General features: G+C 65.3%; 23 protein-coding genes, 2 tRNA genes and 1 pseudogene. 7 read left to right on the top strand and 19 right to left on the bottom strand.

Features of this window, described 5'->3' with window-relative positions; translation table 11 throughout:
- Positions 1-25: 25 nt before the first annotated feature.
- Both C5B99_RS16580 and C5B99_RS16575 read right to left on the bottom strand, forming a co-directional pair.
- A complete protein-coding gene (locus C5B99_RS16580; protein WP_104244072.1) occupies positions 26-220 on the bottom strand; it encodes a hypothetical protein in 195 nt (64 codons plus the stop codon).
- Entirely contained in the window at positions 220-1110 is an 891-nt protein-coding gene (locus tag C5B99_RS16575; protein WP_181065041.1) for a class E sortase, read from the bottom strand. The genes C5B99_RS16580 and C5B99_RS16575 overlap by 1 nt, the downstream gene beginning before the upstream one ends.
- A gap of 151 nt (positions 1111-1261) precedes the next feature.
- On the opposite strand from C5B99_RS16575, the pseudogene C5B99_RS16570 reads away from it, so the two are divergent.
- Positions 1262-1495: pseudogene (locus C5B99_RS16570) on the top strand (cell division protein CrgA); the annotation flags it as partial.
- A 154-nt stretch (positions 1496-1649) separates the two neighbouring features.
- Here the strand turns inward: C5B99_RS16570 and C5B99_RS16565 are convergent.
- Positions 1650-2525: a rhomboid family intramembrane serine protease gene (locus tag C5B99_RS16565; protein ID WP_104244066.1), complete on the bottom strand. Its 876-nt coding sequence runs from the start codon at positions 2523-2525 to the stop codon at positions 1650-1652.
- A 21-nt stretch (positions 2526-2546) separates the two neighbouring features.
- Positions 2547-3086 carry a peptidylprolyl isomerase gene (locus C5B99_RS16560; protein WP_104244184.1) on the bottom strand — a complete coding sequence of 180 codons (540 nt, stop codon included), beginning with the start codon at positions 3084-3086 and terminating at the stop codon, positions 2547-2549.
- A gap of 191 nt (positions 3087-3277) precedes the next feature.
- Between C5B99_RS16560 and C5B99_RS16555 the strand changes: the two genes are divergently transcribed.
- Positions 3278-3823, top strand: a complete 546-nt coding sequence (locus tag C5B99_RS16555) for a hypothetical protein (protein WP_104244064.1) — start codon at positions 3278-3280, stop codon at positions 3821-3823.
- Between the two features lie 34 nt (positions 3824-3857).
- Here the strand turns inward: C5B99_RS16555 and C5B99_RS16550 are convergent, their stop codons facing one another.
- Positions 3858-4727 (bottom strand): LysR family transcriptional regulator, encoded by an 870-nt coding sequence (locus C5B99_RS16550; protein ID WP_104244063.1) that lies wholly within the window; start codon positions 4725-4727, stop codon positions 3858-3860.
- Between the two features lie 68 nt (positions 4728-4795).
- Here C5B99_RS16550 and C5B99_RS16545 point away from each other — a divergent pair, with 68 nt between their 5' ends.
- Positions 4796-5716, top strand: a complete 921-nt coding sequence (locus C5B99_RS16545) for a DMT family transporter (RefSeq protein WP_104244061.1) — start codon at positions 4796-4798, stop codon at positions 5714-5716.
- Here C5B99_RS16545 and C5B99_RS16540 read toward each other — a convergent pair.
- From C5B99_RS16540 to C5B99_RS16520, 5 genes are all read right to left on the bottom strand, one after another.
- Positions 5713-6171: an NUDIX hydrolase gene (locus C5B99_RS16540; protein ID WP_104244059.1), complete on the bottom strand. Its 459-nt coding sequence runs from the start codon at positions 6169-6171 to the stop codon at positions 5713-5715. The two genes, C5B99_RS16545 and C5B99_RS16540, sit on opposite strands and share 4 nt — an antisense overlap.
- A 157-nt stretch (positions 6172-6328) precedes the next feature.
- Positions 6329-6988, bottom strand: coding sequence for a methionine ABC transporter permease (locus C5B99_RS16535; protein WP_104244057.1), 660 nt, complete (start codon positions 6986-6988; stop codon positions 6329-6331).
- Positions 6985-8037 (bottom strand): methionine ABC transporter ATP-binding protein, encoded by a 1053-nt coding sequence (locus tag C5B99_RS16530; protein WP_104244055.1) that lies wholly within the window; start codon positions 8035-8037, stop codon positions 6985-6987. Before C5B99_RS16530 ends, C5B99_RS16535 begins: the two co-directional genes overlap by 4 nt.
- A gap of 151 nt (positions 8038-8188) precedes the next feature.
- The gene (locus C5B99_RS16525; RefSeq protein ID WP_104244053.1) at positions 8189-9064 is read right to left on the bottom strand and encodes a MetQ/NlpA family ABC transporter substrate-binding protein; all 876 of its coding nucleotides are present in this window, start codon (positions 9062-9064) and stop codon (positions 8189-8191) included.
- A 198-nt stretch (positions 9065-9262) separates the two neighbouring features.
- Complete coding sequence (locus C5B99_RS16520) at positions 9263-10156, bottom strand: LuxR C-terminal-related transcriptional regulator (RefSeq protein ID WP_181058070.1); 894 nt, start codon at positions 10154-10156, stop codon at positions 9263-9265.
- Between the two features lie 181 nt (positions 10157-10337).
- Between C5B99_RS16520 and C5B99_RS16515 the strand changes: the two genes are divergently transcribed.
- From C5B99_RS16515 to C5B99_RS16500, 4 genes are all read left to right on the top strand, one after another.
- Positions 10338-10682, top strand: coding sequence for a DUF485 domain-containing protein (locus C5B99_RS16515; RefSeq protein ID WP_104244049.1), 345 nt, complete (start codon positions 10338-10340; stop codon positions 10680-10682).
- Positions 10679-12310, top strand: a complete 1632-nt coding sequence (locus C5B99_RS16510; RefSeq protein WP_104244046.1) for a cation acetate symporter — start codon at positions 10679-10681, stop codon at positions 12308-12310. The genes C5B99_RS16515 and C5B99_RS16510 overlap by 4 nt, the downstream gene beginning before the upstream one ends.
- Before the next feature lie 170 nt (positions 12311-12480).
- A complete protein-coding gene (locus tag C5B99_RS16505) occupies positions 12481-13326 on the top strand; it encodes an NAD(P)-dependent oxidoreductase (RefSeq protein ID WP_258063474.1) in 846 nt (281 codons plus the stop codon).
- 89 nt (positions 13327-13415) lie between these two features.
- The gene (locus C5B99_RS16500) at positions 13416-14585 is read left to right on the top strand and encodes an ATP-binding protein (RefSeq protein WP_104244044.1); all 1170 of its coding nucleotides are present in this window, start codon (positions 13416-13418) and stop codon (positions 14583-14585) included.
- Between the two features lie 220 nt (positions 14586-14805).
- On the opposite strand, the gene C5B99_RS16495 is transcribed toward C5B99_RS16500, so the two are convergent.
- The 9 genes from C5B99_RS16495 to dnaA all read right to left on the bottom strand — a co-directional run bounded on the left by C5B99_RS16495 (position 14806) and on the right by dnaA (position 25246).
- Positions 14806-14878: transfer RNA gene (locus tag C5B99_RS16495), tRNA-Ala, on the bottom strand.
- A 39-nt stretch (positions 14879-14917) separates the two neighbouring features.
- Positions 14918-14991: transfer RNA gene (locus tag C5B99_RS16490), tRNA-Ile, on the bottom strand.
- Between the two features lie 54 nt (positions 14992-15045).
- On the bottom strand, positions 15046-15453 hold the full coding sequence (locus C5B99_RS16485) for a DUF3566 domain-containing protein (RefSeq protein ID WP_104244042.1): 408 nt from the start codon (positions 15451-15453) through the stop codon (positions 15046-15048).
- Between the two features lie 11 nt (positions 15454-15464).
- Positions 15465-18119 (bottom strand): DNA gyrase subunit A, encoded by a 2655-nt coding sequence (gene gyrA / locus C5B99_RS16480; protein ID WP_104244040.1) that lies wholly within the window; start codon positions 18117-18119, stop codon positions 15465-15467.
- 17 nt (positions 18120-18136) lie between these two features.
- Positions 18137-20359: a DNA topoisomerase (ATP-hydrolyzing) subunit B gene (gene gyrB, locus C5B99_RS16475; protein WP_104244038.1), complete on the bottom strand. Its 2223-nt coding sequence runs from the start codon at positions 20357-20359 to the stop codon at positions 18137-18139.
- Positions 20360-20524: 165 nt separating this feature from the next.
- Positions 20525-21013 carry a DUF721 domain-containing protein gene (locus C5B99_RS16470; RefSeq protein ID WP_104244036.1) on the bottom strand — a complete coding sequence of 163 codons (489 nt, stop codon included), beginning with the start codon at positions 21011-21013 and terminating at the stop codon, positions 20525-20527.
- Positions 21006-22187, bottom strand: coding sequence for a DNA replication/repair protein RecF (gene recF, locus C5B99_RS16465; RefSeq protein ID WP_104244034.1), 1182 nt, complete (start codon positions 22185-22187; stop codon positions 21006-21008). The genes C5B99_RS16470 and recF overlap by 8 nt, the downstream gene beginning before the upstream one ends.
- A 3-nt stretch (positions 22188-22190) precedes the next feature.
- Complete coding sequence (gene dnaN / locus C5B99_RS16460) at positions 22191-23330, bottom strand: DNA polymerase III subunit beta (protein WP_104244032.1); 1140 nt, start codon at positions 23328-23330, stop codon at positions 22191-22193.
- A gap of 479 nt (positions 23331-23809) precedes the next feature.
- Positions 23810-25246, bottom strand: a complete 1437-nt coding sequence (gene dnaA, locus C5B99_RS16455; protein WP_258063496.1) for a chromosomal replication initiator protein DnaA — start codon at positions 25244-25246, stop codon at positions 23810-23812.
- Between the last annotated feature and the right edge of the window lie 93 nt (positions 25247-25339).

Here is a 25339-nt window from a genome sequence, read left to right as displayed (position 1 = left end):
CGATGACCGGGAGGAGCCGTTGCCGTCAGGAGCGCAGTGCGGCCGCGGAGCCGCCGACTCCAAGGCCGACGGTGACGTCGTTCTGGGGCGTGAGCAGTGCATCCGCCCACGGGAACGCGTAGAAGACCAGGCCGTACAGGACGGCTGCGATCACGACGAGCGTGATCAGGAGCTTGACGGGCCAGGGCCCGGGGAGCACACGCCAGAGCGCGCCGTACATCAGAGACCCCCTTGCGTGGCGACGGACGCGGCGATCGACGCCGGCGGGCCGTCGGCCCGCGGCGTGAAGCTGTCGAACACCGCGTAGCCGATGATTCGCTCTGCCGTCGACCAGAACGGGTTGCAGCTCATGATCATCATGAGCCGGTCGGTGCCGGTCTGCTCCGGATAGCGAGGCACCGAGCCGAGGACGTCGACCTGTGTGGGGGCGACGTACTCGCCGGAACGGTAGGAGTAGGTGTACCAGCCGTCCGCGGTCTCCACGACGAGTTCGTCGCCGAGCTGCAGCTCGTGGATCTTCTGCATCGAAGCCCCGTAGGCAAGACGGTGGCCAGCAATGGCGAAGTTGCCGACCTCACCGGGCATCTGCGAGTCGGGGTAGTGGCCGATGTTGTTGTCGAGAACCTCGTGCTGTTCGATGCCCTGTGCGATGGGACGGGCGTAGTCGGCCCCCCAGGTGGGAACGTAGAGGATCGCGAAGCGCTCGTTCGTGACCGTCGGCGCCGAGGAGATGGGGATGCCGATCGCCGGATCTGTTGTGGTCACGGTCGTCGCTTCTTCACCGCCATCCGCGAGCACCTGGCTGAGTTCCTGCCCGGCCTGGTTCTGCTCATCGCCGACGATGAGGTCGTTGAGCCAGTACTTCCACCCGACGAAGAGCAGGACGACGACCCCGAGGGTCATGAGCACTTCACCCGAGACGCCGATGATGCTGAGCCGCCGCCTCGGCTTCGAGCCGGTGGGCTTCGAGGGGTTCTTGTGCTGCTGGGATGCGGCCCGCTGCTCTCGCAGGCGTCGCTCCGACCTGGTCTCGTAGCCGTCGTCGGCCGCGAGGAGAGACTCGATCGAGGTCGTCCCGTCGTCTCGTCCGGGCCGTTCAGCAGATGGCATAGGAGCAATCATAGATAGGATGGCCCGCATGTCTCGTGAGAAGTCCAGCGACTCCAAGTCCGACGAGCCGGAGAAGAAGACTCCGGCCGGTACGAAGAAGCACCGTTCCTCGGAAGCGTCCGCAGCTGCGGCCGCTCTCGCGGCGACGGAGAAGCAGCGTCGGCAGAAGCGCAGCTCCGGGGTGAGCGACAGCGACGAGCGCAACCCGAACCCGGTCTGGTTCAAGCCGCTCATGTTCGGCTTCCTGCTGCTCGGCTTCCTCTGGATCATCGTTTTCTACCTGACGAGCGGCGCTCTCCCGATTGCCGAGCTCGGCTCGTGGAACATCCTCGTGGGCTTCGGCATCGCGTTCATCGGCTTCATCATGACGACGAACTGGCGATAGCAGACTCCACGAGTTATCCACAGGGCCTCGAATGACAGCTGTGTAATTCATCCCCAGGTGTGCATAACCCTGTGGATAACTCTCACACAACACAGAGAAGCCGCGCATCCGACCGGATGCGCGGCTTCTCTCGTTCTGCGACGGAGACGGGGAGCTAGCCAGCTGCCGCCAGCGGCAGTTGGGAGACGCTGACGGAGGCACCCACGACGATGAGGACGCCGAGTGCCGCCACTATCCAGAGCCCCTTCTGCGAGGGCTTCGCCGACTTCGACTCCCACAGGAACAGCCAGGAGCACAGTGCTCCCGTGACCAGCCCGCCGAGGTGCGCCTGCCAGGCGATACCTGGGATCACGAACCCCATGACGACGTTGATGCCGACCAGCACGATGAGTGACATGGTGTTCATCCGCGCCTGACGCATGACGACGAAGTACGCGCCGAAGAGTCCGAAGACGGCACCGGAGGCGCCGAGCACCGTGGTGTTCGGGGCAACCAGGGCGATCGCGAGCGAACCGCCGAGCGCGCTGACGACATAGAGCGCTGCGAACCTCAGGTGCCCGTAGACCTGCTCGAGCACCCGACCGAAGATCCACAGCGTGAGCATGTTGAACGCCAGGTGGAAGACGGTCGAGTGCGCGAACGCCGAGGTCAGCATGCGCCAGGGCTCGAATGCCCCGCTACCCGCGTGAGAGTAGATGCCGTGGTAGACGAGGATGCCCGTGAGCCAGTCCCCCGTCACCTGCTGCAGCAGCCAGAGGACCGCCGAGATGCCGATGATGGCGTAGGTGACGAGCGGACGCTGATCCTGCCCGAGCCGTCGCAGCCGCGTTCGAGCCGAGGGCCGCTGGGCGGCCTTGGCTTTCGCGTTCGCCTCCCGGATGCACTCTGGACAGATCACGCCGACCGGCGCGAGTGTCTGGCATTCGGGGCACACGGTGCGCCCGCATCGCTGACAGAGCACGAAGCTCTGTCGGTCTGGGTGCCGGTAGCAGAAGTTCTCACGCTGCTGCGACAGCTCGGGTGATGTCATGCGGGGAGTGGCTCCTGGAGGTTAGAGCTGCTCGACGGTGACGCTCTCGATGACGACGTCCTTGAGCGGCTTGTCACGGCCGTCGGTGGGGACCTTCGCGATCGCGTCGACGACGGTGCGCGACTCATCGTCCGCGACGCGGCCGAAGATCGTGTGCTTCCCCTGGAGCCAGGGAGTTGGGTCCGTCGTGATGAAGAACTGCGAGCCGTTCGTGCCGCGCCCCATCTGCTTGCCGGCGTTCGCCATGGCGAAGATGTAGGGCTCGTTGAAGTTGAGCTCGGGGTGGATCTCGTCGTCGAACGCGAATCCGGGACCGCCGGTGCCGGTGCCCGTGGGGTCACCGCCCTGGATCATGAAGTTGGGGATGATGCGGTGGAAGATCACGCCGTCGTACAGGGGCGTGCTCTTCGTCTGGCCGTCACGAGGGTCGGTCCATTCGAGCTCACCCGTGGCGAGGCCCACGATGGTCTTGACCGTGTTCGGCGCGTGGTTGCCGAAGAGCTCCACCTTGATGGGGCCGTGGTTCGTGTTGATCGTTGCGAGTGCAGTGGCGATTGACATGCTGGTCATCTTTCCATAGCCCCCCGACTTCTCTCCCCCCTGTCCGCCGACAGCGTGCGGTGATTCAGGTTCCGTGTGGCAGAAGCGTGCCAAGATATGCAGTACCTACTTGTCAACGTCCGGAGGTACCAATGGCCCTTTCACGGAAGCAGTCGCGTGAACTCAAGCGTCTCCGCAAGGACGCAACAAACTTGTGGAGCGAGCAGCAGTCTGTCATCGAGCACGCTCGAGGCATCCTGCAGTCAGCAGGCGTGAGCGCGAAGGGCTTGGCTGAGTCCGAGCTCGTGCCAGCGCTGCAGAAGAGCTACGACAACAACGTCCGCCCCAGCTTCGACCGCAGCTACAACGCCGCGCGCGACAAGTACGAAGACGCGAGCGTCCGCTTCAACGGCAAGGTCCTTCCTGTCGTGGCCGGCCTCTCCGGCTCGCTTGCCGGCACGGTCAGCAACCTCGCTTCGAAGAACAACGACTTCAAGGACGCCGCTGGCACCGCGAAGAAGGTCTCGAAGGAGCTCAACTCGCGCGCCAAGAAGGCTTCGAAGGCGTACGACAAGAAGTACAACAGCTCCGGCGTCGGTGTCGGTGGCTGGCTGCTCATCGGCGCAGGCGTCGCAGCCGTCGCCGCTGTCGGCTATGCCCTCTGGCAGACCTTCCGTGCAGACGACGACCTGTGGATCGCCGACGAGGAGCTCGACGCTCCCGTCACGACGGTCTCGCCCGCTTCGGCAGCGAAGTAGTCCGCGCCGCACACGCGCACGACTGGCCCCGCACTCACCTGGTGAGCTGCGGGGCTTCGTCGTAGGCGGCGATGATGACCTGCGCGAGCGCGTCGGCCATCGCTGGCTTGGCGCCTCGCCACCACGCGAGTCTGACCTCGATCGTGGGGGCGTCCCGCAGCGGCCGGTAGGCGATGCCGGGCCGCGGATGCTGCGCCGCCGTGGCCTCGCTTGTCACCCCGTGGACGCCGCCGTCCGCGATGAGGGTGAGCCACTCGTCGAGTGAGCTCGTGGGGATGAAGACCGGGGCGCGTTCCGCCGGCCAGAGTGAGCCGACCGTCGTGCCGGTGCGTGCATCCACCGCCATGGTCCTGCCGGCGAAGTCGTCGAGGAGCAGCGCCCTGCGTCTGGCGAGCGGATCGTCGTTCGCGAGGACGGCGACGCGTCGTTCCTCGCCGAGGCGGACCGTCTCGATTCGGGGATCACGGGGAACCGTACGGAACACGGCGAGCTCGACCTCGCCGTCGAGGAGCCCCGCCGTCGCCGTGTTGCTCTGCCGGAAGACGAGGTGCGACTCAGGATGCTGTGCTCGCCAGGTGCGCTGCACGGCACCGGTGTGCGCGCCGAGGGTCGACCAGGCATAGCCGACGCGCAATTCCCGGGTCGTCTCGGCGACCTCGTCGCTGATGAGACGCACCTCGAGCAGCACCCGGCGGGCGCGGGTCAGGACACGCTCGCCGAGTGGGGTGAGCGCGACGTGCCGAGTCGACCTGGAGAGCAGCTGGGCTCCGAGCTGCGTCTCGAGGGCGAGGATCGCCCGGGAGACGGCCGCCTGCGAGCAGTGGAGCTCGATCGCCGCATCGGTGAAGGTTCCCGTGTCGACGACCGCGGCGAGGGCGCGTAGGTGGCGAATCTCCAAACTCATGCGTCCAGCGTATAACTCACGCGTGTCGCGCATTTCTGGGCCTGCGCAGGCGGGTTCACCATAGGCGCATGACAGGAACCGGGAGAACGGCCGCCGCTGCCGCACCACGCAGCGTGGTGACGGGTGCAGCGATGCTGACCGGAAGCGGACTCTCCAACCAGCTCGGCGCGGCGCTCGGCGCACTGGCCTTCGGCCCCCTCGGCACGTCGGGCGTCGTGGCCATCCGCCAGCTCGTATCCGCAGCCATCCTGCTGCCTGTCGCGCGTCCTCGCCTGCGGAGCTTCACGTGGGCGCAATGGTGGCCCGCGCTGTTGCTCGGCGTCGTCTTGGCGACCATGAACCTGTCCTTGTACGGAGCCGTCGACCGCATCGGGCTCGGCCTTGCCGTGACCCTCGAGTTCCTCGGACCCCTCGCCGTGGCCCTCTGCGCATCCCGCACGAAGGCCGATCTCCTGCTCGCGGTCGGCGCCGCCGTCGGCGTGTACGTGCTGCTGCTCCCAGACGCGTCGAGCGACATCCTCGGCTACGCCCTCGGGCTGCTCGCGGCATGCTGCTGGGCGAGCTACATCCTGCTCAACCGGATGCTCGGCGGTCGCCTGAGCGGCCTCCAGGCGCCCGCTACGGCAACGCTCGTGTCGAGCCTCCTGACGGTCCCGATCACGGTGCAGCTGATCGCGGAGGGCCGGATGCTCGGCTGGCCGCTATTGCTGGCTGCGCTCTCCGGCGTACTGTGCTCCGTCATCCCGTACTCGATCGACGTCATCGCGCTTCGCTGGGTGACGACGAGGTTCTTCGGGGTGTTCATGAGCATCAACCCGATGTTCGCCGCCATCGCCGGCGTCGTGGTGCTCGGTCAGGTGCCCGCCACCCATGAGTGGGTCGGGATGGCGATGATCGTGGCCGTCAACGCCGTCGCGGTGTCTCGCAGCCTTCGGGGGTCTCGTGTCGCCCACGAGCCCCGTGACGGGGTCGCGCCCTTAAGCGCCTAGCGGGGGGCCCGAGTCGAACGCAGGTGGCCATTGGCCGGACGCTCCTCGTGGAGCCTGAGCCCCACGTCCACGAGCGACACCGTGCGGAGCGCAGCTATCTCGTCGAGGTCGAACCAGCGAGCCTCGTCCGTCGAGCCGCCCCGCTCGTTGCGGAGCTCGCCGCTCACGATGCTGGCCTCGTAGACGACCCGAACCGACTGCATGGGCGTCTTGCCTGGCTCGAGCCGGTCGCGGCCCGCGATGATGTGCGAGTCGATGCCGAGGAGCCGGTCGATGGACGCGTGGTAGCCGGTCTCCTCCCAGATCTCGCGGACGACGCCGTCGATCGGATCCTCACCGGGGTCGGTCCCACCGCCGGGCAGGGTCCAGCCGGAACGACCACGGTCACGCCAGTGCGCAAGGAGGATCTGCCCGTCGCGCACGATGACACCGTAGGAAGCGAGTCGTCGATGCACGGAACCCCCAAAGATCTCTGCCGAGGTCTCGAGGTCAGCGGCCTGATGCCTGGGCCGACCCGAACCACGGGCGATCGCTATCGTACGCCGCCGCGCGCCGGGCCTCCGTACAGGGAGGCGCCGACGCGCGGTCGCCGGGCACTGTCGTCTGCCCGGATCAGCGGCGCAGCGTCTTGCGCGCCGCCCAGTTGCCGAGGAACTGCAGACCCTGCACGATCACCACGATGACGATGACCGCAGCCCACGTGACGGCCGGGTTGAACTGGCGGTAGCCGTATTGGATGGCGAAGTCACCGAGACCACCTGCGCCGATCGCACCGGCGATGGCCGACATGTCGACGAGCGCGACGACCGCGAATGTATAGCCAAGGATGAGGGGCCCGAGGGCCTCGGGAACGACAACCGACCATACGATCTGGAAGCGCCCCGCTCCTGCGGACCGTGCGGCCTCCACCACGCCTGGCGACACCGTGAGCAGGTTCTGCTCGACGAGGCGCGAGATACCGAACGTCGCAGCGAGCGACATGGCGACGATGGCCGCTTCTGCCCCGATCCCCACACCGACGATCATCCGTGAGACCGGCTGCACCGCAGCGATGAAGATGATGAACGGGATGGGTCGGAAGAAGTTCACGATGATGTTGACGATCGTGCTGACGACCGGCTGCTCGTAGAGGTTGCCCTTGCGCGTCAGATACAGCAGCAGGCCGACGAAGAGTCCGCCGACGCCACCGAAGACGAGGCTCAGGGCCACCATGTAGAGGGTGGCGCCTGTGGCTTCGAAGAGCTTCGGCAGCAGGTCGATCACATCGTTCATGCGGCACCTCCAGCGTTGGTGTCCTGGAATTCCGTCACGACGGCGAGTTCCCTGATCTGGTCGAGCGCTCTGCGCTGCGCTGCGGCATCGCCCTGCAGAGCGAACGTCAGGTCGCCGAACGACCGACCGCGGATCTCGTTCATGCCTCCGTAGACGAGCTCGACGGTGATGCCGGCGTCGTGCAGGATGCGCAGCGCCTGGCCCTGGTTCGTCCGCCCGTCGCGGAAGCTCAGCGTCACGAGAGTTCCCGGGTGTCGCGCATGCAGGTCGAACCGCAGGCCAGCATCCGGAACTCCCTGGACGACCGTTGAGACGAACCGCTGGGTCGCGGGCGCCTGCGGGTTCGCGAAGATGTCGAAGACCTCGCCCTGCTCGACGATCTTGCCGTGCTCCATGACGGCGACGTGACTCGCGATCTCCTTCACGACGTCCATCTCGTGGGTGATGACGATGATCGTGACCCCGAGCTCCTGGTTGGCCTTCTTGAGCAGCTGCAGCACGTCGGCCGTGGTCTGCGGGTCGAGGGCGCTCGTGGACTCGTCGGCGAGCAGGATGCTGGGATTCGTTGCGAGCGCACGGGCGATGCCGACACGCTGCTTCTGACCGCCGGAGAGCTGGTCGGGGAAGGCCCGAGCCTTCTCGGAGAGCCCGACGAACTCCAGGAGCTCGGCGATGCGCTTCTCACGCTCCGCCTTTGGCGTCTTCGCGACGCGCAGCGGATACGCGACGTTGCCCGCGACGTTGCGGGAGTTGAAGAGGTTGAACTGCTGGAAGATCATGCCGATGCCCGCGCGCACCGAGCGCAGCTTCGTCTCGCTGAGCGTCGTGATGTCGACGCCATCGACGTGGATGCTGCCGGACGTGGTCGGCTCGAGCGCATTGATGAGGCGCACCATGGTCGACTTGCCAGCCCCCGAGTAGCCGATGACCCCGTAGATGTCGCCGGCCTCGACGTTGAGCGAGACGCCGTCGACGGCTCTGGTCGCCGGGGCTCCGCGCTTCGGCGACGGATACTCCTTGACGACGTCGGTGAGTGTGATGAGGGCCATGTCTTCGCTCTCGCCTTCTTTCACGGTCGAACCGTGTGGGTGGTGCTGGTGGACGACGTCGGGATGCCGTCCGTCGGTGCAAGCGAGATCGCCGCCCGAGGCCTGATGATCATCATCGGGTCCCGGGCGGCGAGCACGCGAGCGGTGGGTTCTAGCCCTGCGCTTCGATCTCGGCGACGAGCTCGTCGAGCGTCGTCTGCAGCTCGTCGACGGGGGTCTTGGTGAGCACGGCGGTGTCGCCGAACGTCTCCTTGACCGAAGCCGCGACTGCCTCGGAGTTCTGGTAGATCTCGACCAGCTTCAGGTAGTTCGCGTTGTCGGCGTTCTCGGCCGACGTGACGAAGATGTTGATGTACGGGAACGCGGAGGCGTTCTGGGGGTCATCGCGAGTGAGCGCGTCTTCCGTCGTGAGGCCTGCGTTCTCGACGAAGTCGTTGTTGATGATCGCACCGGCGAGGTCGGGCAGCGAGGTCGCCGTGAGCGAGGCCTCGAGCTCGGTCACCGTGACGCGCGACTCGGGGAGCACGTCGTCGAGGGTCGAGAACGGCGAGCCGCCGTCCTTGAGCGAGATGAGACCGGCTTCCTGGAGCACGAGGAGGCCACGTGCGCGGTTCGACGCGTCGTTCGGCACCGCAACCTCGGCGCCATCCGGGATCGCCTCGACGGAGTCGTACTGCGAGGAGTAGAAGCCGAGGGGGTAGATCGCGGTCGAGCCGATCGGCACGAGGTCGTCGCCGCTGGCGGCGTTGTGTTGCGCGAGGTAGATGATGTGCTGGAACGCGTTGACGTCGAGCTCACCCTCGGTCGTCGCCGGGTTCGGCTGGTTGTAGTCCGAGAAGTCGACGAGCTCGACCGTGAGGTCCTGGGCTGCGGCCTCCTCGACGAGCACCTCCCAGTACGGGTCGGATGCGCCGACGACGCCGAGCTTGATGGTGTTCTCATCGGATGCGCCGGTGGAGCACGCGGAGAGGCCTCCAACGAGGGCGATCGCGCCGATTGCTGCGGCGATCTTGGTGAGACGTGACATGGAGGAGGGTCCTTTCAATGCGGCGCGCAAGCGCCGGCCATCCTCTAAGGGTCTAGAGGGCCTCGCAAGAAGAGCCACGAGGCGTCGCAAGAATAAGAGAACAGAGGGTCTCCGCGCCGATACATCCTGACACGTTGCGTAACAGTCCACTGACGGGGTCATGAACGCAAGAATATTGCGGTCGGACCCGCATTCAGCTCAGGGGAGGAGCCCCAGCTGCCTCGCCTTGGCAAGAGCTTGGTAGCGCGAGCTCGCATCCAGCTTCGTCATTGCCGTACCGAGGTAGCTCTTGACGGTGCTTTCGGTCAGGATCAGCTTTCCGGCGATGTCCCGATTGGAGAGTCCGAGGGCGATCTGCCCGAGCACGTCGAGCTCCCGTGGCGAGAGCCTGACTGGTGCCTCGGTCGACTCGACAGCTTTCGAGTGCTCCCGATCGCGGGGGTCGCCGTGATCTCCGGCGAATCTGACAAGCCGCTCCTCGACGCCTCGAAGGCGCGCACGGACGCGCGCGTCGCCGAGCATCGACGAGACCTCGCGCAGATCGGAGAAGGTGCCCCGCAGCTCCTCCAGCTGGGCTGCAGTGAGTCCGCCGGATCCGAGTTCGGAGATGCTCGCGGACCCCACCCGCATTCGGCGCCTCAGCTCGTCTCGGAGACGCAGCTCATCCTCGACCTTCTTGCCGAGTGCGACGGCCTGACCGAGCGACATCGATTGGGAGTCCGGAGCCGCGCGGAACCCGCCGTAGAGCACGCCCCGAACATGCTTGTCGACGATGACCGGAACCGCCATGAGGCTCTGGACGTCCTCAGACAGGACCTGCACGTCGTAGTCGTGCGTGATGCGGCTGCTGCCGCGGTAGTTCGTCGTGACCTTCGCGCGACGCTCCAGCATCGCGCGGCCGCCGAGTCCTCGACCGAGCTGCACTCGCAACCCGACCAATCCACGACCCTGATTCCCACAGATCGTGTGCACGTTCGTCGTGTCGCGATGGGTGGGTCCGCCGAACGAGAGTGAACACCCCGTGGTCTCGCGCAGGCGGGCGACGGCCTCGGCGAAGACGTCCGCCTCAGTGGCTGCCTCTGGGAACATCATGTGGTCACTACCAACTTCCGGGGGTAGTTCGATACTTCGTCGTATGCGTAGCGTGGATGCTATCACGCAGGCAATGAGGCTTTCGTGTTCGCAACGATGCGAAGAAGCCCCGCCTTTTGCCGTCGAGAACTGCACGCACATATCTGACGAACGCAGCAATGCACTGAGGCAAGGAGGCCCCATGCGACACGAAACGTCATCTCAACCGCCAGGCGGAATCGACTACGTCGCATTCGAGGAAGCGGCTGAATTCAAGGAGCTGAAGAAGCGCCAGCGCTCCTTCGTCTTCCCACTCTCGATCTTCTTCCTGGTCTGGTACGGCGCATACATCATCGTGGCCGCCTACGCGCATGACTTCATGGCCACCCCGGTCTTCGGCAACATCAACGTAGGTCTGCTGCTCGGCATGGGCCAGTTCGTGACGACCTTCGCAATCACCATGTGGTATGTCTCCTACGCCAACCGGCGGCTCGATCCGCTCGCGAACGACCTTCGCGTTGAGCTCACCAAGGCGGACCAGGCATGAGCGGGCAGCTGCTGGCACCCCAGGCCAGCGCTGTCGCGAACAATGACCCCGTCCTGAATATCGCGATCTTCGCGGCATTCGTCGCGGTCACTCTCTTCATCGTCATTCGCGCAAGCCGCAACAGCAAGACCGCAGCCGACTACTACGCCGGCGGGCGATCCTTCTCCGGAACCCAGAATGGGTTCGCGATCTCGGGTGATTACCTGTCAGCAGCGTCGTTCCTCGGCATTGTCGGCGCTATCGCCATCAATGGCTACGACGGATTCCTCTATTCGATCGGCTTCCTCGTCGCCTGGCTCGTCGCTCTGCTGCTCGTCGCCGAGCTCATGCGCAACACCGGCAAGTTCACGATGGCAGACGTGCTCTCGTTCCGCCTCAAGCAGCGTCCGGTGCGCGTCGCCGCAGCCCTCACGACCCTCGCGGTGTGCTTCTTCTACCTGCTCGCGCAGATGGCGGGAGCCGGCGGCCTCGTCGCCCTCCTCCTCGGCATCACGGACGACATCGGGGTCGCGATCGTCGTCGCCGTCGTCGGCGTGCTCATGATCATTTACGTGCTCATCGGCGGGATGAAGGGCACCACCTGGGTGCAGATCATCAAGGCCTTCCTGCTCATCGGCGGCGCGGGGGCGATGACCATCTGGGTGCTCGTCATCAACGGCTTCGATCTCTCCGCGCTCCTCCAGGCGGCGGTCGACAAGGCGGCCCTCGACGGTGCGGAGGATCCGGCCGCGATCCTCGCGCCGGGCCTGCAGTACGGCAAGAACCCGATCGACTTCGTCTCGCTCGGACTTGCGCTGGTGCTCGGCACAGCTGGACTCCCGCACGTGCTCATGCGCTTCTACACGGTGCCCACCGCCAAGGAGGCCAGGAAGTCGGTGGTCTGGGCCATCTGGCTCATCGGCGGCTTCTACGTCTTCACACTCATCCTCGGCTACGGCGCAGCGGCACTCGTGGGGGCCCCGGCCATCAAGGATGCGCCAGGAGGCGTCAACTCTGCTGCCCCGCTGCTCGCCCTCGAGCTGGGCGGGCCGATCCTCATGGGCTTCATCTCGGCGGTCGCATTCGCCACGATCCTCGCGGTCGTCGCGGGCCTCGCGATCACGGCTGCCGCATCCTTCGCCCACGACATCTACAACAGCGTCGTGAAGCGTGGAACGGCGACCCCAGAGCAGGAGGTGAAGGTCGGCAAGTACACGGTGGTCGTCCTCGGTGTCGTCGCCATCGTCGGTGGCATCGGCGTGCAGGGGCAGAACATCGCGTTCCTCGTGGCGCTCGCCTTCGCTGTCGCGGCCAGCGCGAACCTGCCGACGATCCTGTATTCGCTCTACTGGCGCAAGTTCACGACCCGTGGGGCGCTGTGGAGCATGTACGGCGGACTCGCGACGGCCATCATCCTGATCGTCTTCTCGAAGGTCGTCTCCGGCGCCGAGACGGCGATGCTCGGCGAGGGAATCGACTTCGCCTGGTTCCCACTCAACAACCCCGGCATCGTCTCGATCCCGGTCGGGTTCTTCCTCGGCTGGCTCGGTTCAGTGCTGCCGCAGAAGAAGGAAGACCCTCGGGTCGCCGCGGAGATGGATGTGCGCTCGCTCACGGGCTACGGCGCGGAGGAGGCCGTCGAGCACTAGGAAGCTCGCTGCACCGCGTTCGTCGACACGTCGCGTTCGCGAATGGTCGCTCTGACTCGCTCAGGGCGGCCATTTGCGCGTCCGCGTTGTCTCGGTGCCACAACGCACATGAGGTTCCGCAGGCGCGTGGGTAGCGTGGGCCTGTCCACGATGCACATGGAGGTGCGGATTTGACGCAGTCAGCGGAGACAGGTTCCCTCGCGGGGAAGACCATCATCATGTCGGGCGGGAGCCGCGGCATCGGACTCGCAATCGCGAAGCGCGCCGCGCGTGACGGTGCGAACGTCGTGCTCCTCGCCAAGACCGGGGATCCGCATCCGAAGCTGCCAGGGACGGTGTACACGGCCGCTGAGGAGATACGCGAGGCCGGCGGACGCGCGCTGCCGGTCGTCGGCGACGTGCGCGACGACTCCGACCTGCAGCGGGCGGTCGACAGCGCCGTCGCCGAGTTCGGCGGCATCGACATCGTCGTCAACAATGCGAGCGCCATCGACCTGCGCTCGACGCTCGACATCGACGAGAAGCGCTACGACCTCATGCACCAGATCAACCAGCGCGGCACATTCATGCTCTCGCGGGCGGCCCTGCCGCACCTCCTCGAGTCACCGGATGCGCGCATCCTGTCGCTCTCGCCGCCCCTCAACCTCGCCCCCCAGTGGCTCGGCGCCTACCCGGCGTACATGACCGCGAAATACGGCATGACGCTCGCCACGCTCGGTATCGCGGCCGAGTTCGCTGAACGGGGTGTGGATGCGAACACCCTGTGGCCCCGCACCACCATCCAGACAGCAGCGGTAGCCAACATCATCGGCGGCGAGGAGCTCATGCGCCGCAGCCGCACCCCTGAGCTGTACGCCGACGCCGCCCACGCGGTGCTCACAGCCCCGCGGGGCCGGTATCGAGGACAGACGCTGCTCTGCGAGGACGTGCTCGCAGACACCGGCGTGAGCGACCTCAGCGTGTACTCGCCGGGAGTCGACGCCTCCGAGCTCTACCCCGACGCCTTCCTCGACTGATCGGGTGCGGAACAATTGTAGGCAACTGTAGGTAAGTATAGTTATTTGCTATACATGGCTACAGTTCGCTAGCAAGTGCTTGGAGTCACATGGATCCGGTCAAGAACCCCTACGTGCCAGGTGCTGGTCGCAAACCGGCCGCTCTCGTAGGTCGCGACTCATCGATGACCGGGTGGCGGATCGCACTACAGCGAGCCGAAAACGGGATCACTGATCAACCGTTCGTCCTCTACGGCCTCCGCGGGGTCGGGAAGACCGTGCTCTTGACTCAGTTCCGACATGACGCCGAAGACCGCGACTGGTGGGTCGTGCAAATCGAGGCCGGTTCCGATCGTGAGCTCAGAGAGCTGATCGGTGAGGGCCTCTACGAACCGCTGTCTGACATCAGCCGACCATCGGCGGGCCGCAAAGTTCTCAAGGCCCTCCGGACGGCTCTGTCGTTCAAGGCGTCCTACGATGCGAACGGATCCTGGACATTCGGCGTGGATCTGTCTGACACGCCAGGTGGCGGTGCGGACAGTGGCGTCCTGCATACAGATCTCCGCAAGATCATCAAGGATGTGAGTCTCGCCGCGCGGGAAGAGGGAGTCGGGCTCGCAATCCTCATCGATGAGGCGCAGGACCTTTCAGCGGAAGAACTCACGACGCTCGCCGCAGTCACACAGTCGGCTGCCCAGGACAACTGGCCAGTATTGTTTGCTCTCGCTGGGCTGCCCAACCTGCCCCAGATCCTCGCCGAGGCGAAGTCGTATACGGAACGGTTCCAGTTCAACCAGATCGAGCGACTCTCGCGCGCTGACGCCCACCTCGCGATCGCTCAACCTTCGGCCGCGGAACTCGTCACCTGGGCAGAGGATGCCGTCCAGCACCTCATCACGGAGTCCGGACAGTACCCCTACTTCATTCAGCAATTCGGCCGTGAAGCTTGGAATGTCGCCACCGGAAGCCAGATCACCCTCGCAGACTCTCGTCTTGGGGTAGCGACCGGACAGAACCTCCTCGACAACGGGTTCTTCCGAGCGCGGTGGGACCGGACAACGGCATCGGAGAAGCGATACCTCCGGGCAATGTGCCCGGAAGGCGATGCTGGCGTTGGATCCGGCGAGGTGGCCGCACGACTGAAGAAGTCCATCAGCAGTCTCGGCCCCGCCAGAGCTCAACTCATCCACAAGGGCCTGATCTACGCGCCGGACCACGGGGTCGTGGCCTTCACTGTTCCCGGTATGGCGTCGTTCATCGAACGGCAGATCGAATCCTGAGCCACCGTGGCCAGCGACTCGTTCGGATGCGGAACCTGTCACCGCGTCACGAGACGAGACGCTGCTCTGCGAGGACGTGCTCGCAGACTCCGGCGTGAGCGACCTCAGCGTGCACTCGCCGGGAGTCGACGCCTCTAAGCTCTACCCCGACGCCTTCGTCGACTAGGCAGACAAGAAAGAACCCCGGTCAGATTTCTCTGACCGGGGTTCTTTGTCACCGTGGAGCCTAGGAGATTCGAACTCCTGACATCCTGCTTGCAAAGCAGGCACTCTACCAACTGAGTTAAGGCCCCGTTCGGGTGGAAACGATACCAACCTTCAGTATCGAACCGTGGGGCTACCAGGACTTGAACCTGGGACCTCTTCGTTATCAGCGAAGCGCTCTAACCGCCTGAGCTATAGCCCCCGAAGCGACTGCCCCAACATACACGAAAAGTGCACGTCAAGGGAAATCGAGCCGCTAGCTGTTCGTGAAACCGAACACGAGGCCCCCCGTGACCTTCACAGCGAGGTTGTAGAGGAACGCCGCGACTGCGCCGAGGGCCGTGCCCGCGACGAGGTTGAGGAGTGCGACCACAAGGGAGAACAGCATCAGCTGAGGCAGGGTGACGAAGTCGTCGACTCCCACGCCGGCCGAGCCGGAGACGTCATTGAGCAGGTCGTTGACGCTTCCAAGCACACCCGTGTTCTCGATGACGGTCCACATCAGGAACGTCGCGACGATCGTGATGATGCCGAAGCAGATCGACAGGAGGAAGGAGAACTTCACGACAGACCAGAAGTCGATGTGCACCAAACGGAGGCGCACCTGCTTGCTCGCAGTCTTCTTGCTGGACTTCTGGGCCAGCTTGTCAGCAACGCTCGTCATAGATCAGTACCTCAGTCTTCGGTCTCGTCCTGCTCGAACGACGTGACAGAGTCTGCCACAGTCTCACTCTGGGCACTCTCGGCTGGGGCAGTCTCGCCGTCAGCTGATCCTGCAGACGCTTCCTCGAGGGCGGAGTCGGCGGCGGTGACGTCCGTCTCACCGTCCTCACCTTCCTCGTCTTCCTTCTCGAGTTCGCGGTCGGCGTTCTGCGCGATCGCGATCACGTAGTCGCTGCTGTCGAGCCTCGCGAACGTCACGCCCATGGAGTCGCGTCCCGTCACCGAGACCTCGGCGACGTTGGAGCGAACGACCTTGCCGGAGCCGAGGATGACCAGGACCTCTTCGTTGTCGTGGACGAGCAGCGCGCCGGCGAGGCCGCCGCGCTCCTCGTTCAGCTTCGCGACCTTGATGCCGAGTCCGCCGCGCTTCTGGATGCGGTACTGCGACACCGAGGTTCGCTTCGCGTAGCCGCCCTCCGTGACGATGAACACGTAGGCATCGTCGCTCGAGGTGACCGCGGCCGTCAGCAGGTAGTCGCCGTCGCGGAACGACATTCCCTTGACGCCGGAGGTCGACCGGCCCATGGGCCGAAGCGCCTCGTCGTTCGCCTCGAAGCGAAGCGACATTCCGAGGTGCGAGACGCAGAACACGTGGTCCGACTCGTCGGCGAGCATGGCGGAGACCAGCTCGTCCCCTTCGCGAAGGTTGACCGCGATGATGCCAGCCTGACGGTTCGTGTCGTACTCCGTGAGGGCCGTCTTCTTGACGAGCCCCTCACGCGTCGCGAGGACGAGATACTGCGCCTGGCGGTAGTCGCTGATGTCGAGGATCTGCGCGACCTTCTCATCAGGCTGGAGCGGCAGGAGGTTCGCGATGTGCTGCCCCTTCGCGTCCCGTCCCGCCTCCATGAGCTCGTACGCCTTCGCCCGGTACACGCGGCCCAGGTTGGTGAAGAAGAGCAGCCAGTGGTGTGTCGTCGTCACGAAGAACTGCTCGACGACGTCATCCGCTCGGAGCTGCGCGCCCTTGATGCCCTTGCCGCCGCGGTGCTGCGAGCGGTAGTTGTCGCTGCGCGTGCGCTTGATGTAGCCGCCGCGGGTCACGGTGACGACCATCTCCTCCTCGGGGATCAGGTCCTCGTCGGTCATGTCGCCGCCAGAGCCACGGAGGATCTCGGTGCGACGATCGTCGCCGAACTTGTCGACGACCTCCTGCAGCTCTTCGCCGATGATGGTGCGCTGGCGCACTGGGTCGGCGAGGATCGCCTTGTACTCGGCGATCATGGCCTCGAGGCGGGCCGCGTCTTCCATGATCTTCTGGCGCTCGAGCGCCGCGAGGCGGCGGAGCTGGAGGTTCAGGATGGCGCTTGCCTGCAGCTCGTCCACGTCGAGCAGCTCCATGAGGCCGGTGCGCGCCTCTTCGACGGTCGGCGACCGGCGGATGAGCGCGATGACCTCGTCGAGCATGTCGAGGGCCTTGAGGTAGCCGCGGAGGATGTGAACCTCGTCCTCGGCCTTCTTGAGGCGGAACTTCGTGCGACGCACGATGACTTCCACCTGGTGCTGCACCCAGGCGGTGATGAAGCCGTCGATGGCGAGCGTGCGCGGAACCCCGTCGACGATCGCGAGCATGTTCGCGCCGAAGTTCTCCTGCAGCTGCGTGTGCTTGTAGAGGTTGTTCAGCACGACCTTGGCGACGGCGTCGCGCTTGAGCACGATGACGAGGCGCTGTCCCGTGCGGCCGGAGGACTCGTCGCGGATGTCGGCGATGCCGGAGAGTCGCTGATCCTTGACCAGCTCGGCGACCTTGAGCGCGAGGTTGTCCGGGTTGACCTGGTACGGCAGCTCGGTGATGACCAGGCACGTGCGTCCGTGGATCTCCTCGATCGCGACGACCGCGCGCATCGTGATGGAGCCGCGACCGGTGCGGTACGCCTCCTGGATGCCCTTGGTGCCGAGGATCTGCGCACCGGTCGGGAAGTCTGGACCGTGAACGCGCTCCATGAGCGCATCCATGAGCTCCTCGCGAGAGGCGTCCGGGTGTTCGAGGTGCCAGAGCGCGCCTGCTGCGACCTCGCGGAGGTTGTGCGGCGGGATGTTCGTGGCCATTCCGACGGCGATGCCGACGGAGCCGTTGACAAGGAGGTTCGGGAAGCGAGCGGGCAGCACGGCAGGCTCACGCGTGCGGCCGTCGTAGTTGTCCTGGAAGTCGACGGTGTCCTCGTCGATGTCCCTGACCATCTCGAGCGCAAGCGGCGCCATCTTCGTCTCGGTGTAGCGGGGGGCGGCGGCGCCGTCGTTGCCGGCGGAGCCGAAGTTCCCCTGGCCGAGCGCAAGCGGGTAGCGAAGGGACCACGGCTGCACGAGGCGGACCAGCGCGTCGTAGATCGCCGAGTCACCGTGCGGGTGGAACTGCCCCATGACGTCGCCGACGACGCGGGCGCACTTCGAGAACGCCTTGTCCGGGCGGTACCCGCCGTCGTACATCGCGTAGATGACGCGACGGTGCACGGGCTTGAGCCCATCCCGGACCTCGGGCAGTGCTCGTCCGACGATGACGCTCATCGCGTAGTCGAGGTACGAGCGCTGCATCTCGAGCTGCAGGTCGACCTGTCCGATGCGGTCGCCGCCGTCGGCGTTGGTGGTTGTGACGCGTTCTTCAGCCATAGAGGTGCCTGTGTGCCTTAGATATCGAGGAAGCGCACGTCGTGCGCGTTCTGCTGAATGAAGGTCCGGCGAGATTCGACGTCCTCGCCCATGAGCGTGCTGAACACGGCGTCAGCCGCCTCAGCGTCGGTCACCTTGACCTGCAGGAGCGTGCGCACTGCGGGGTCCATGGTCGTCTCCCAGAGTTCCTGGTAGCTCATCTCGCCGAGGCCCTTGTAGCGCTGGATGGCGTTGTCCTTGGGGATGCGTCGGCCAGCTGCCTTGCCGTCTGCGAGCATCGCGTCGCGCTCACGGTCGGAGTACGCGAAGTCGTGCGCGGCATTCGACCACTTGATGCGGTACAGCGGCGGCTGGGCGAGGAAGACGTACCCGAGCTCGACGAGGGGACGCATGTAGCGGAACAGCAGGGTGAGCAGCAGGGTCGTGATGTGCTGACCGTCGACGTCGGCGTCTGCCATGAGGATGATCTTGTGGTACCTGACCTTGTCAGGGTCGAAGTCGTCGCCGAGGCCGGCTCCGAAGGCCGTGATCATGGACTGCACTTCGTTGTTCTGCAGCGCACGGTCGAGCCGGGCCTTCTCGACGTTCAGGATCTTTCCGCGAAGCGGGAGGATCGCCTGCGTCTCGGGATCACGGCCCTGGACGGCGGAGCCGCCTGCCGAGTCACCCTCGACGATGAAGACCTCAGAGCGAGTCGGGTCCTTCGACTGGCAGTCCTTGAGCTTGCCGGGCATGCCGCCGGTCTCGAGGAGTCCCTTGCGCCTGGTCTGCTCGCGCGCGCGGCGGGCGGCGAGGCGGGCGGCGGATGCCTGACCGGCCTTGCGGATGATGTCCCTCGCCTGTGAGGGGTTGCGGTCGAACCAGTCCTGGAGCGCCTGCCCGACGATCCGCTGCACGTAGGACTTGGCCTCCGTGTTGCCGAGCTTCGTCTTCGTCTGGCCCTCGAACTGGGGCTCGCCGAGCTTGATGGAGATGACTGCAGCGAGGCCTTCGCGGACGTCTTCGCCTGAGAAGTTCTCGTCCTTCTCCTTGACGAGGTTCTTCTCCCTCGCGTAGCGGTTCACGACCGTGGTCAGCGCTGCACGGAACCCCTCGAGGTGCGTGCCGCCCTCCTTGGTGTTGATCGTGTTCGCGAACGAGTGGATGGATTCCGAGTAGGAGTCGATCCACTGCATGGCGAGCTCGAGCGAGATCTTGCGCTCGGTGTCCTCGGCGTTGACCTCGATGATCTCCTCGTGGACCGGCTGCTTCTTCCGGCGGCTGACGAGGTGCTGCACGTAGTCGACGAGACCGCGCTCGAACAGGTACGTCTGCGAGCGCTTCTGTGGGATCTCGATCGACTCGGTGACGCCCTTCGGCTCACCCGTCTCGGTGCGCTCCGCCTCGTCGATATCGGCGGCGGACTCGTCCTGCAGCTCCGTGATCTGAGCGGCGAGCCCATCACCCTGGAGGGTGGACTGGTCACGGTCGTCGGCCAGCGAGATGCGGAGGCCCTTGTTCAGGAACGCCATCTGCTGGAAGCGGGCGCGCAGCACTTCGAAGTCGTACTCGACGGTCTCGAAGATCTCGGAGTTCGCGTAGAACGTGATGGTGGTCCCGGTGTCTTCCGTCGGCTCACCCTTGCGGATGTCGCCCGTCGGGACGCCGTTCTCGAAGTCCATCTCCCATTCGAAGCCGTCGCGCTTGACCTGAGCGATGAGGCGGTACGAGAGCGCGTTGACCACCGAAGAGCCGACACCGTGGAGACCACCGGAGACGGCGTAGCCACCGCCACCGAACTTGCCGCCGGCGTGGAGCTTGGTGAGGACCACCTCGAGAGTGGAGATTCCCTCGATCGGGTGCAGCTCGACGGGGATGCCTCGTCCGTTGTCGCTCACGCGCACGGCGCCGTCTTCCTGGAGCGCGACCTGGATGTCGTCGCAGTACCCCGCGAGCGATTCATCCACAGAGTTGTCCACAATTTCGTACACCAGGTGGTGCAGGCCCTCGGGGCCTGTCGACCCGATGTACATGCCCGGGCGCTTGCGCACGGCCTCGAGCCCCTCGAGCACCTGGATCTGCCCGGCGCCGTAGTCGTTCTCGACGCGATCGTTCTGCGAGCGGGTCTCAGCCACTTCAGCGGGCGCCTCGCTCAGCCCTTCCGCCGCAGTCTGGCCTTCCGACGTTCCTGGACCGGCCGACTTCCCCGCATCTTCTGGCGTCTCAGTCGTGTTCTCGGGGTCGGAAGTTTCTGATGCCATAACTCGGGCGTCTCCTTGCTGTGTGGCGACATGCAAGATCCGCGTTGCGAGCAAACTCGCACGACGCGGATCCAGCGACTGTTCAGTCTACCAAGGAACCCGGCCCGAAGCCCGAAGAAGGCGCGTCAAGCGACGAAAACAATGGCCAGGACCGTAAATGCCTCGTCAACCGTAGGTATCGCGTGGGCCACGCCCTGGAACCGATCTGGGACCGCGTTTCCACGAGGGGGCACCCGGGTTCAGAAAGCGGATGCGCTCGACCTTCGCCTCGGCGTACCTCTCGATGAGGTTCGTGAGCAGCAGCGTCTGCATGCCGCGGAGCTGCGTCGCCCAGGCTGTCGAGTCGCACTGGACGAGCAGCACGCCGTCCTCGATGTGCAGGGGCGTCGAATGCGCGGCCGTCTCCTTGCCGACGATCTCGGGCCACGCATCCATCAGCTCCGCCTGCTTGATGGGGCCGTTCCAGCCGAACTGCCTGGTGAGCGCCGCGAGAGCGGAACCAGCAGCGACAGGGTCCCGGCCGAAGCCGAAAGGCTCGGACAGGTCGGTCCCCTGCTCGTCCTTCGCCTTGGCGGCCAGTCGCCTGCGCAGGGAGGTCGTCTTCCCGCCGAAGACCTCCTTGAAGCGCGCGTAGACTTCCGCGCCCTCACTCATCGGCTTGGCCCGTCTGTATCGTTCCGGCGCTGATGCGGATGACCTGCGACCGCAGCCCCGCTGGCACATCTTCGAGGACCGCCGCGGTGATCAGAACCTGCTCGAAGTCGCCGATCGCCTCTGCAAGGCGCGATCGGCGCGAAGCATCGAGCTCGGCGAAGACGTCGTCGAGGATCAGGACGGGATCCCCAGCGCGCGACTCGCTCCGCACCAGCTCGGCAGCGGCGAGCTTGAGCGCGAGGGCGAACGACCAGGACTCCCCGTGGCTGGCCGTGACGCGGGCCGGCAAGCCGTTCAACCAGAAGACGGCGTCGTCGCGGTGCGGGCCCACGAGGCTCACTCCGCGCTCGAGCTCCCGAGGACGCATGGCAGCGAGCTGTGCTGTGAACCGCTCGCGGATCTCAGACGTCGTGACCTCGCCACCCTCGACCTCGGCCCCCTCGCCATCCGCGTCGCCCATCACGGAGGCTGCGTGCCCGAATGCCGACACCCTCATGGAGAGCGTCGGACGGTGGTCGGCGCCGACAAGACGCTGATACGAACCGGCGAGGTGAGGCAGGAGCCGGTCGCAGAGCAGCAGCCGCTCCGCGATGATCTGCGAGCCGAGCTCGAGCATTCGCTCATCCCACACGTCGAGCGTCGCGATCATCGCGTCGGACGATCGCGGCCCGCGCATGGAGCGGAGCAGGGAGTTCCGCTGCCGAAGCACACGCTCGTAGTCGGCGATGACACCGCCAAGTCTGGGCGAGTGGGTCACGAGCAGGGAGTCCAGGAACCGACGCCGCGCCCCGGGCTCGCCGCGAACGAGCGTCAGATCCTCCGGTGCGAACAGCACACTGGCAAAGTACCTGGCCAGGTCCCGAGACCGGACGTTCTGTCCGCCGACCCGCGCCTTGTTCGCACCCGAGCTCGCGATCTGCACGTCGAGGTGCAGCGAGCGCGTCTCGTGGGCCAGCTCCATCTTGACGACGGCGAACTCCTGGCCGAAGCGCACCAGCGCCTGGTCGCTCGAGACTCGGTGCGAACCGAGCGTGGCCAGGTATCCGATCGCCTCGACGAGGTTGGTCTTTCCCTGGCCGTTGGAGCCGACGAACAGGTGAGCGCCGGGTCCAAGCGAGAGGTCGGCCGACTCGTAGTTCCTGAAGTCGTGCAGCTGCAGACGGGTGACGTGCACCGGTTACCGCATGAGCAGATTCGGCTGCAGCAGGTAGCGGTAGTTCGTCGACTCGCCTTCATCGCGCGAGGTCTGGCTCGTGAGCAGCACTGGTCCGGGCTTGTTGGGGTTCTCGGAGTTCGTGAACGCGATGCGAACGAACGGCGAGTGGATGGCCCCGACGCCGTCGAGCAGGAACTGCGGCTTGAGCGAGACGACCATGTCGTTCCCCTGGAGCACCGCGTCGAGGTTCTCGCTCGCCTGCGCCTGCTCGCTGCCGAGCGCTTCCAGGTGGAGTCCCTCGGTCGTGAAGGTGAAGCGCAAGGCCGCCTCGCGCTCAAGGACGAGCTGGACTCGACGAACGGCGTCGACGATGTCGCTCACCGTGAGCACCGCGTAGTGCGGCGTCTCGGCGGGGAACAGACGCTCGACGGCCGGGAAGTTGCCCTTGATGAGCAGCGAGGTGACGGTCTTGTTGCCGGCAGAGAAGGCGATCAGCTCGCGGATGTCGTCCTTGACGAGGGTGATGGTGATCTCACCTGAGCTGCCGAGCGACTTGCCGACCTCGGCGAGCGTCTTCGCCGGCACGAGCGCCGTCTCGGTCTCCGTGAGCGAGCTCTGCCATTCGATCGTGCGAACGGCGACGCGGTAGCGGTCGGTTGCGACGAGGCTCATGGAGTCTGCCTGCAGGGAGAGGTTGACGCCCGTGATGACGGGGGCGACATCTTCACGGGAAGCGGCGACGGCGACCTGGGAGATGGCTTCCGAGAAGACGTCGCCGGCGATGGAGCCGCTGGCACCCTCGACGACGGGAAGGCTCGGGAACTCCTCGATCGGCATCGTCGGGAGGTGGAACGAAGCGCTTCCACAGCGAATGACAACGCCGGAGTCGTCACGGCTCAGCTCGACGGGGGCCTGCGGGAGGCGGTTTGCGATGTCTGCGAGAAGACGACCCTGTACGAGGACCGCGCCGGGTTCCTGCACATCAGCGTCGATGCTGGTGCGGCTTGAGACCTCATAGTCGAACGACGAGAGCGTGACGCCTGCCTCGCCGACCTCGACGACGACACCGCTGAGGATGGGGAGGGTCGGGCGCTGAGGCAGAAGCTTGACGACAAACGACACCGCATCGCTGAAGACGTCACGGTTGACAACAAACTTCACTAGGCGTTCCTCTCGTTGGAATGCCCCAATGGTAGCCGCCTCGATTCGGTGTGTTGTGACCGATCGCCCGTGCATCCTGTGATGCACGCAGCAGCATGCCCGAGGCGTCGCGCACGCGAAAATACCAGCCCGCCGACGTCCAGCCGACCACCGTCCATCGATGTCATCGACTCTCCCAATATCTATAGATTTCTTGTCATCATCGTATTAACAGCTGTGCACACTGTGGATAACTCCGAACTCACCAGCAGCCCCACGGGAACTACAAGAATGTAAGTTGTGGTGGAGCGGTGGACGCCCTGTGCACGCTGACGAGCACTGGGGTGCACAACTTCGTGGACTCCACAGCGTCGAGGGCGTTTTCCACAGTCCGTGCTCGCGTGTCGATTCCACAGTCCACAAGTTATCCACAGGCGAAAACGGCAAGAAAAACTCCACATCCGAGCACGTGGCGTCGTGATGTGGAGCAGATGGGTCGCTCAGGAGCGGCCGTTGCCGTTCTGGCGGATGCGCGCGGTGAGCTCGGTGACCTGGTTGTAGACGTCTCGTCGCTCGGTCATGAGCTTCGTGATCTTGCGGTGGGCGTACATGACCGTGGTGTGGTCCCGTCCGCCGAACAGCTGCCCGATCTTCGGGAGCGAGAGGTTCGTCATCTCCCTGCAGATGTACATGGCGATCTGCCTGCTCGTCGCGATCGCCTGAGAGCGGGACGAGCCGTAGAGGTCATCGACGGTCAGCTGGAAGTACGCGGCAGTGCGGTTGATGATGTCGACCGGGGACACGATGCCCGTGTCCTGGTCGGAGACCAGATCCTTCAGGACGGTCGAGACGAGCGCAAGATCGACCTTCTCGCCGTTGAGGTTCGCATACGCGGTGACTCTGATGAGCGTGCCCTCGAGTTCACGGATGCTGGAGGACACCCGTGCAGCGATGAACTCGAGCGCATCGTCGGGAATCAGGAGGTTGTCGACCTGCGACTTCTTCCTCAGGATGGCGATTCGCGTCTCGAGGTCAGGCGACTGCACGTCGGTGATGAGGCCCCACTCGAAGCGCGACCGCATCCGGTCCTCGAAGCCCGTCAGCTGCTTCGGTGGTAGGTCACTCGTGATCACGACCTGCTTGTTGTGCTCGTGCAGGGTGTTGAACGTGTGGAAGAAGGCCTCCTGCGTCGAGTCCTTGCCCTGGAGGAACTGGATGTCGTCGATGAGGAGGATGTCGTTGTCGCGGTAGCGCGCCTGGAACGACTGCGTCCTGTTGTTGGCGATCGAGTTGATGAAGTCGTTCGTGAACTCTTCGCTCGAGACGTACCTGACCTGGATGCCCGGATAGATCGACTCGGCGTAGTTGCCGATGGCGTGGAGCATGTGGGTCTTGCCTAGCCCGGAGCCGCCGTAGACGAAGAGGGGGTTGTACGAGCGAGCCGGTGCTTCCGCTACTGCGACCGCGGCAGCATGCGCGAATCGGTTCGACCCTCCGATGATGTAGTTGTCGAAGGTGTAGCGCGGGTTGAGGCGCGACTCCGGGTCTGGCTGTGTGCGCGCTCCCTGATCCGACGAGGAATGGAGGCCGACCGCCTCCGACTCGACCACGGTGACGGAGCTCGTCGGCGCGGGAGCGGAGCGTGGTGGTGCCACCTCGATGTAGTCGTGCGAGTCCAGGGGCTCGCTCGCCGATGCTCGAGGCGCAGCATCCGGGTTGACGAGCACCGCGAAGGTCTTGATCTCGGACTCGTCGAGCTCAGCGATCGCGGCGAGCATCGGCACCCGCGCGCGCGTCTCGATCATCGTGCGAGTCATGTCGTTCGGGACTTCGAGGAGCAGGGCGCCGCTCATGACGCCCTTCGCCTCGACGAGGCCGAGGAACCCCAGAAGGGAAGCGGGGACGCGGTCGTCTTCACGCAGTGTGGAGAGCAGCATCTGCCACGTCTCCGAAACGGGGTCGGTCACCGAAGCACTCCCCCCGTCCCTCTGTACTTCCCAGCTCCGCATCTCTGTGGGCCGGCGTTTCTT

The sequence above is a fragment of the Pseudoclavibacter sp. Z016 genome (genome assembly GCF_002931215.1).
In the GTDB taxonomy this organism is placed as follows: domain Bacteria; phylum Actinomycetota; class Actinomycetes; order Actinomycetales; family Microbacteriaceae; genus Pseudoclavibacter.
This window is presented reverse-complemented; position numbering and strand designations above follow the sequence as displayed.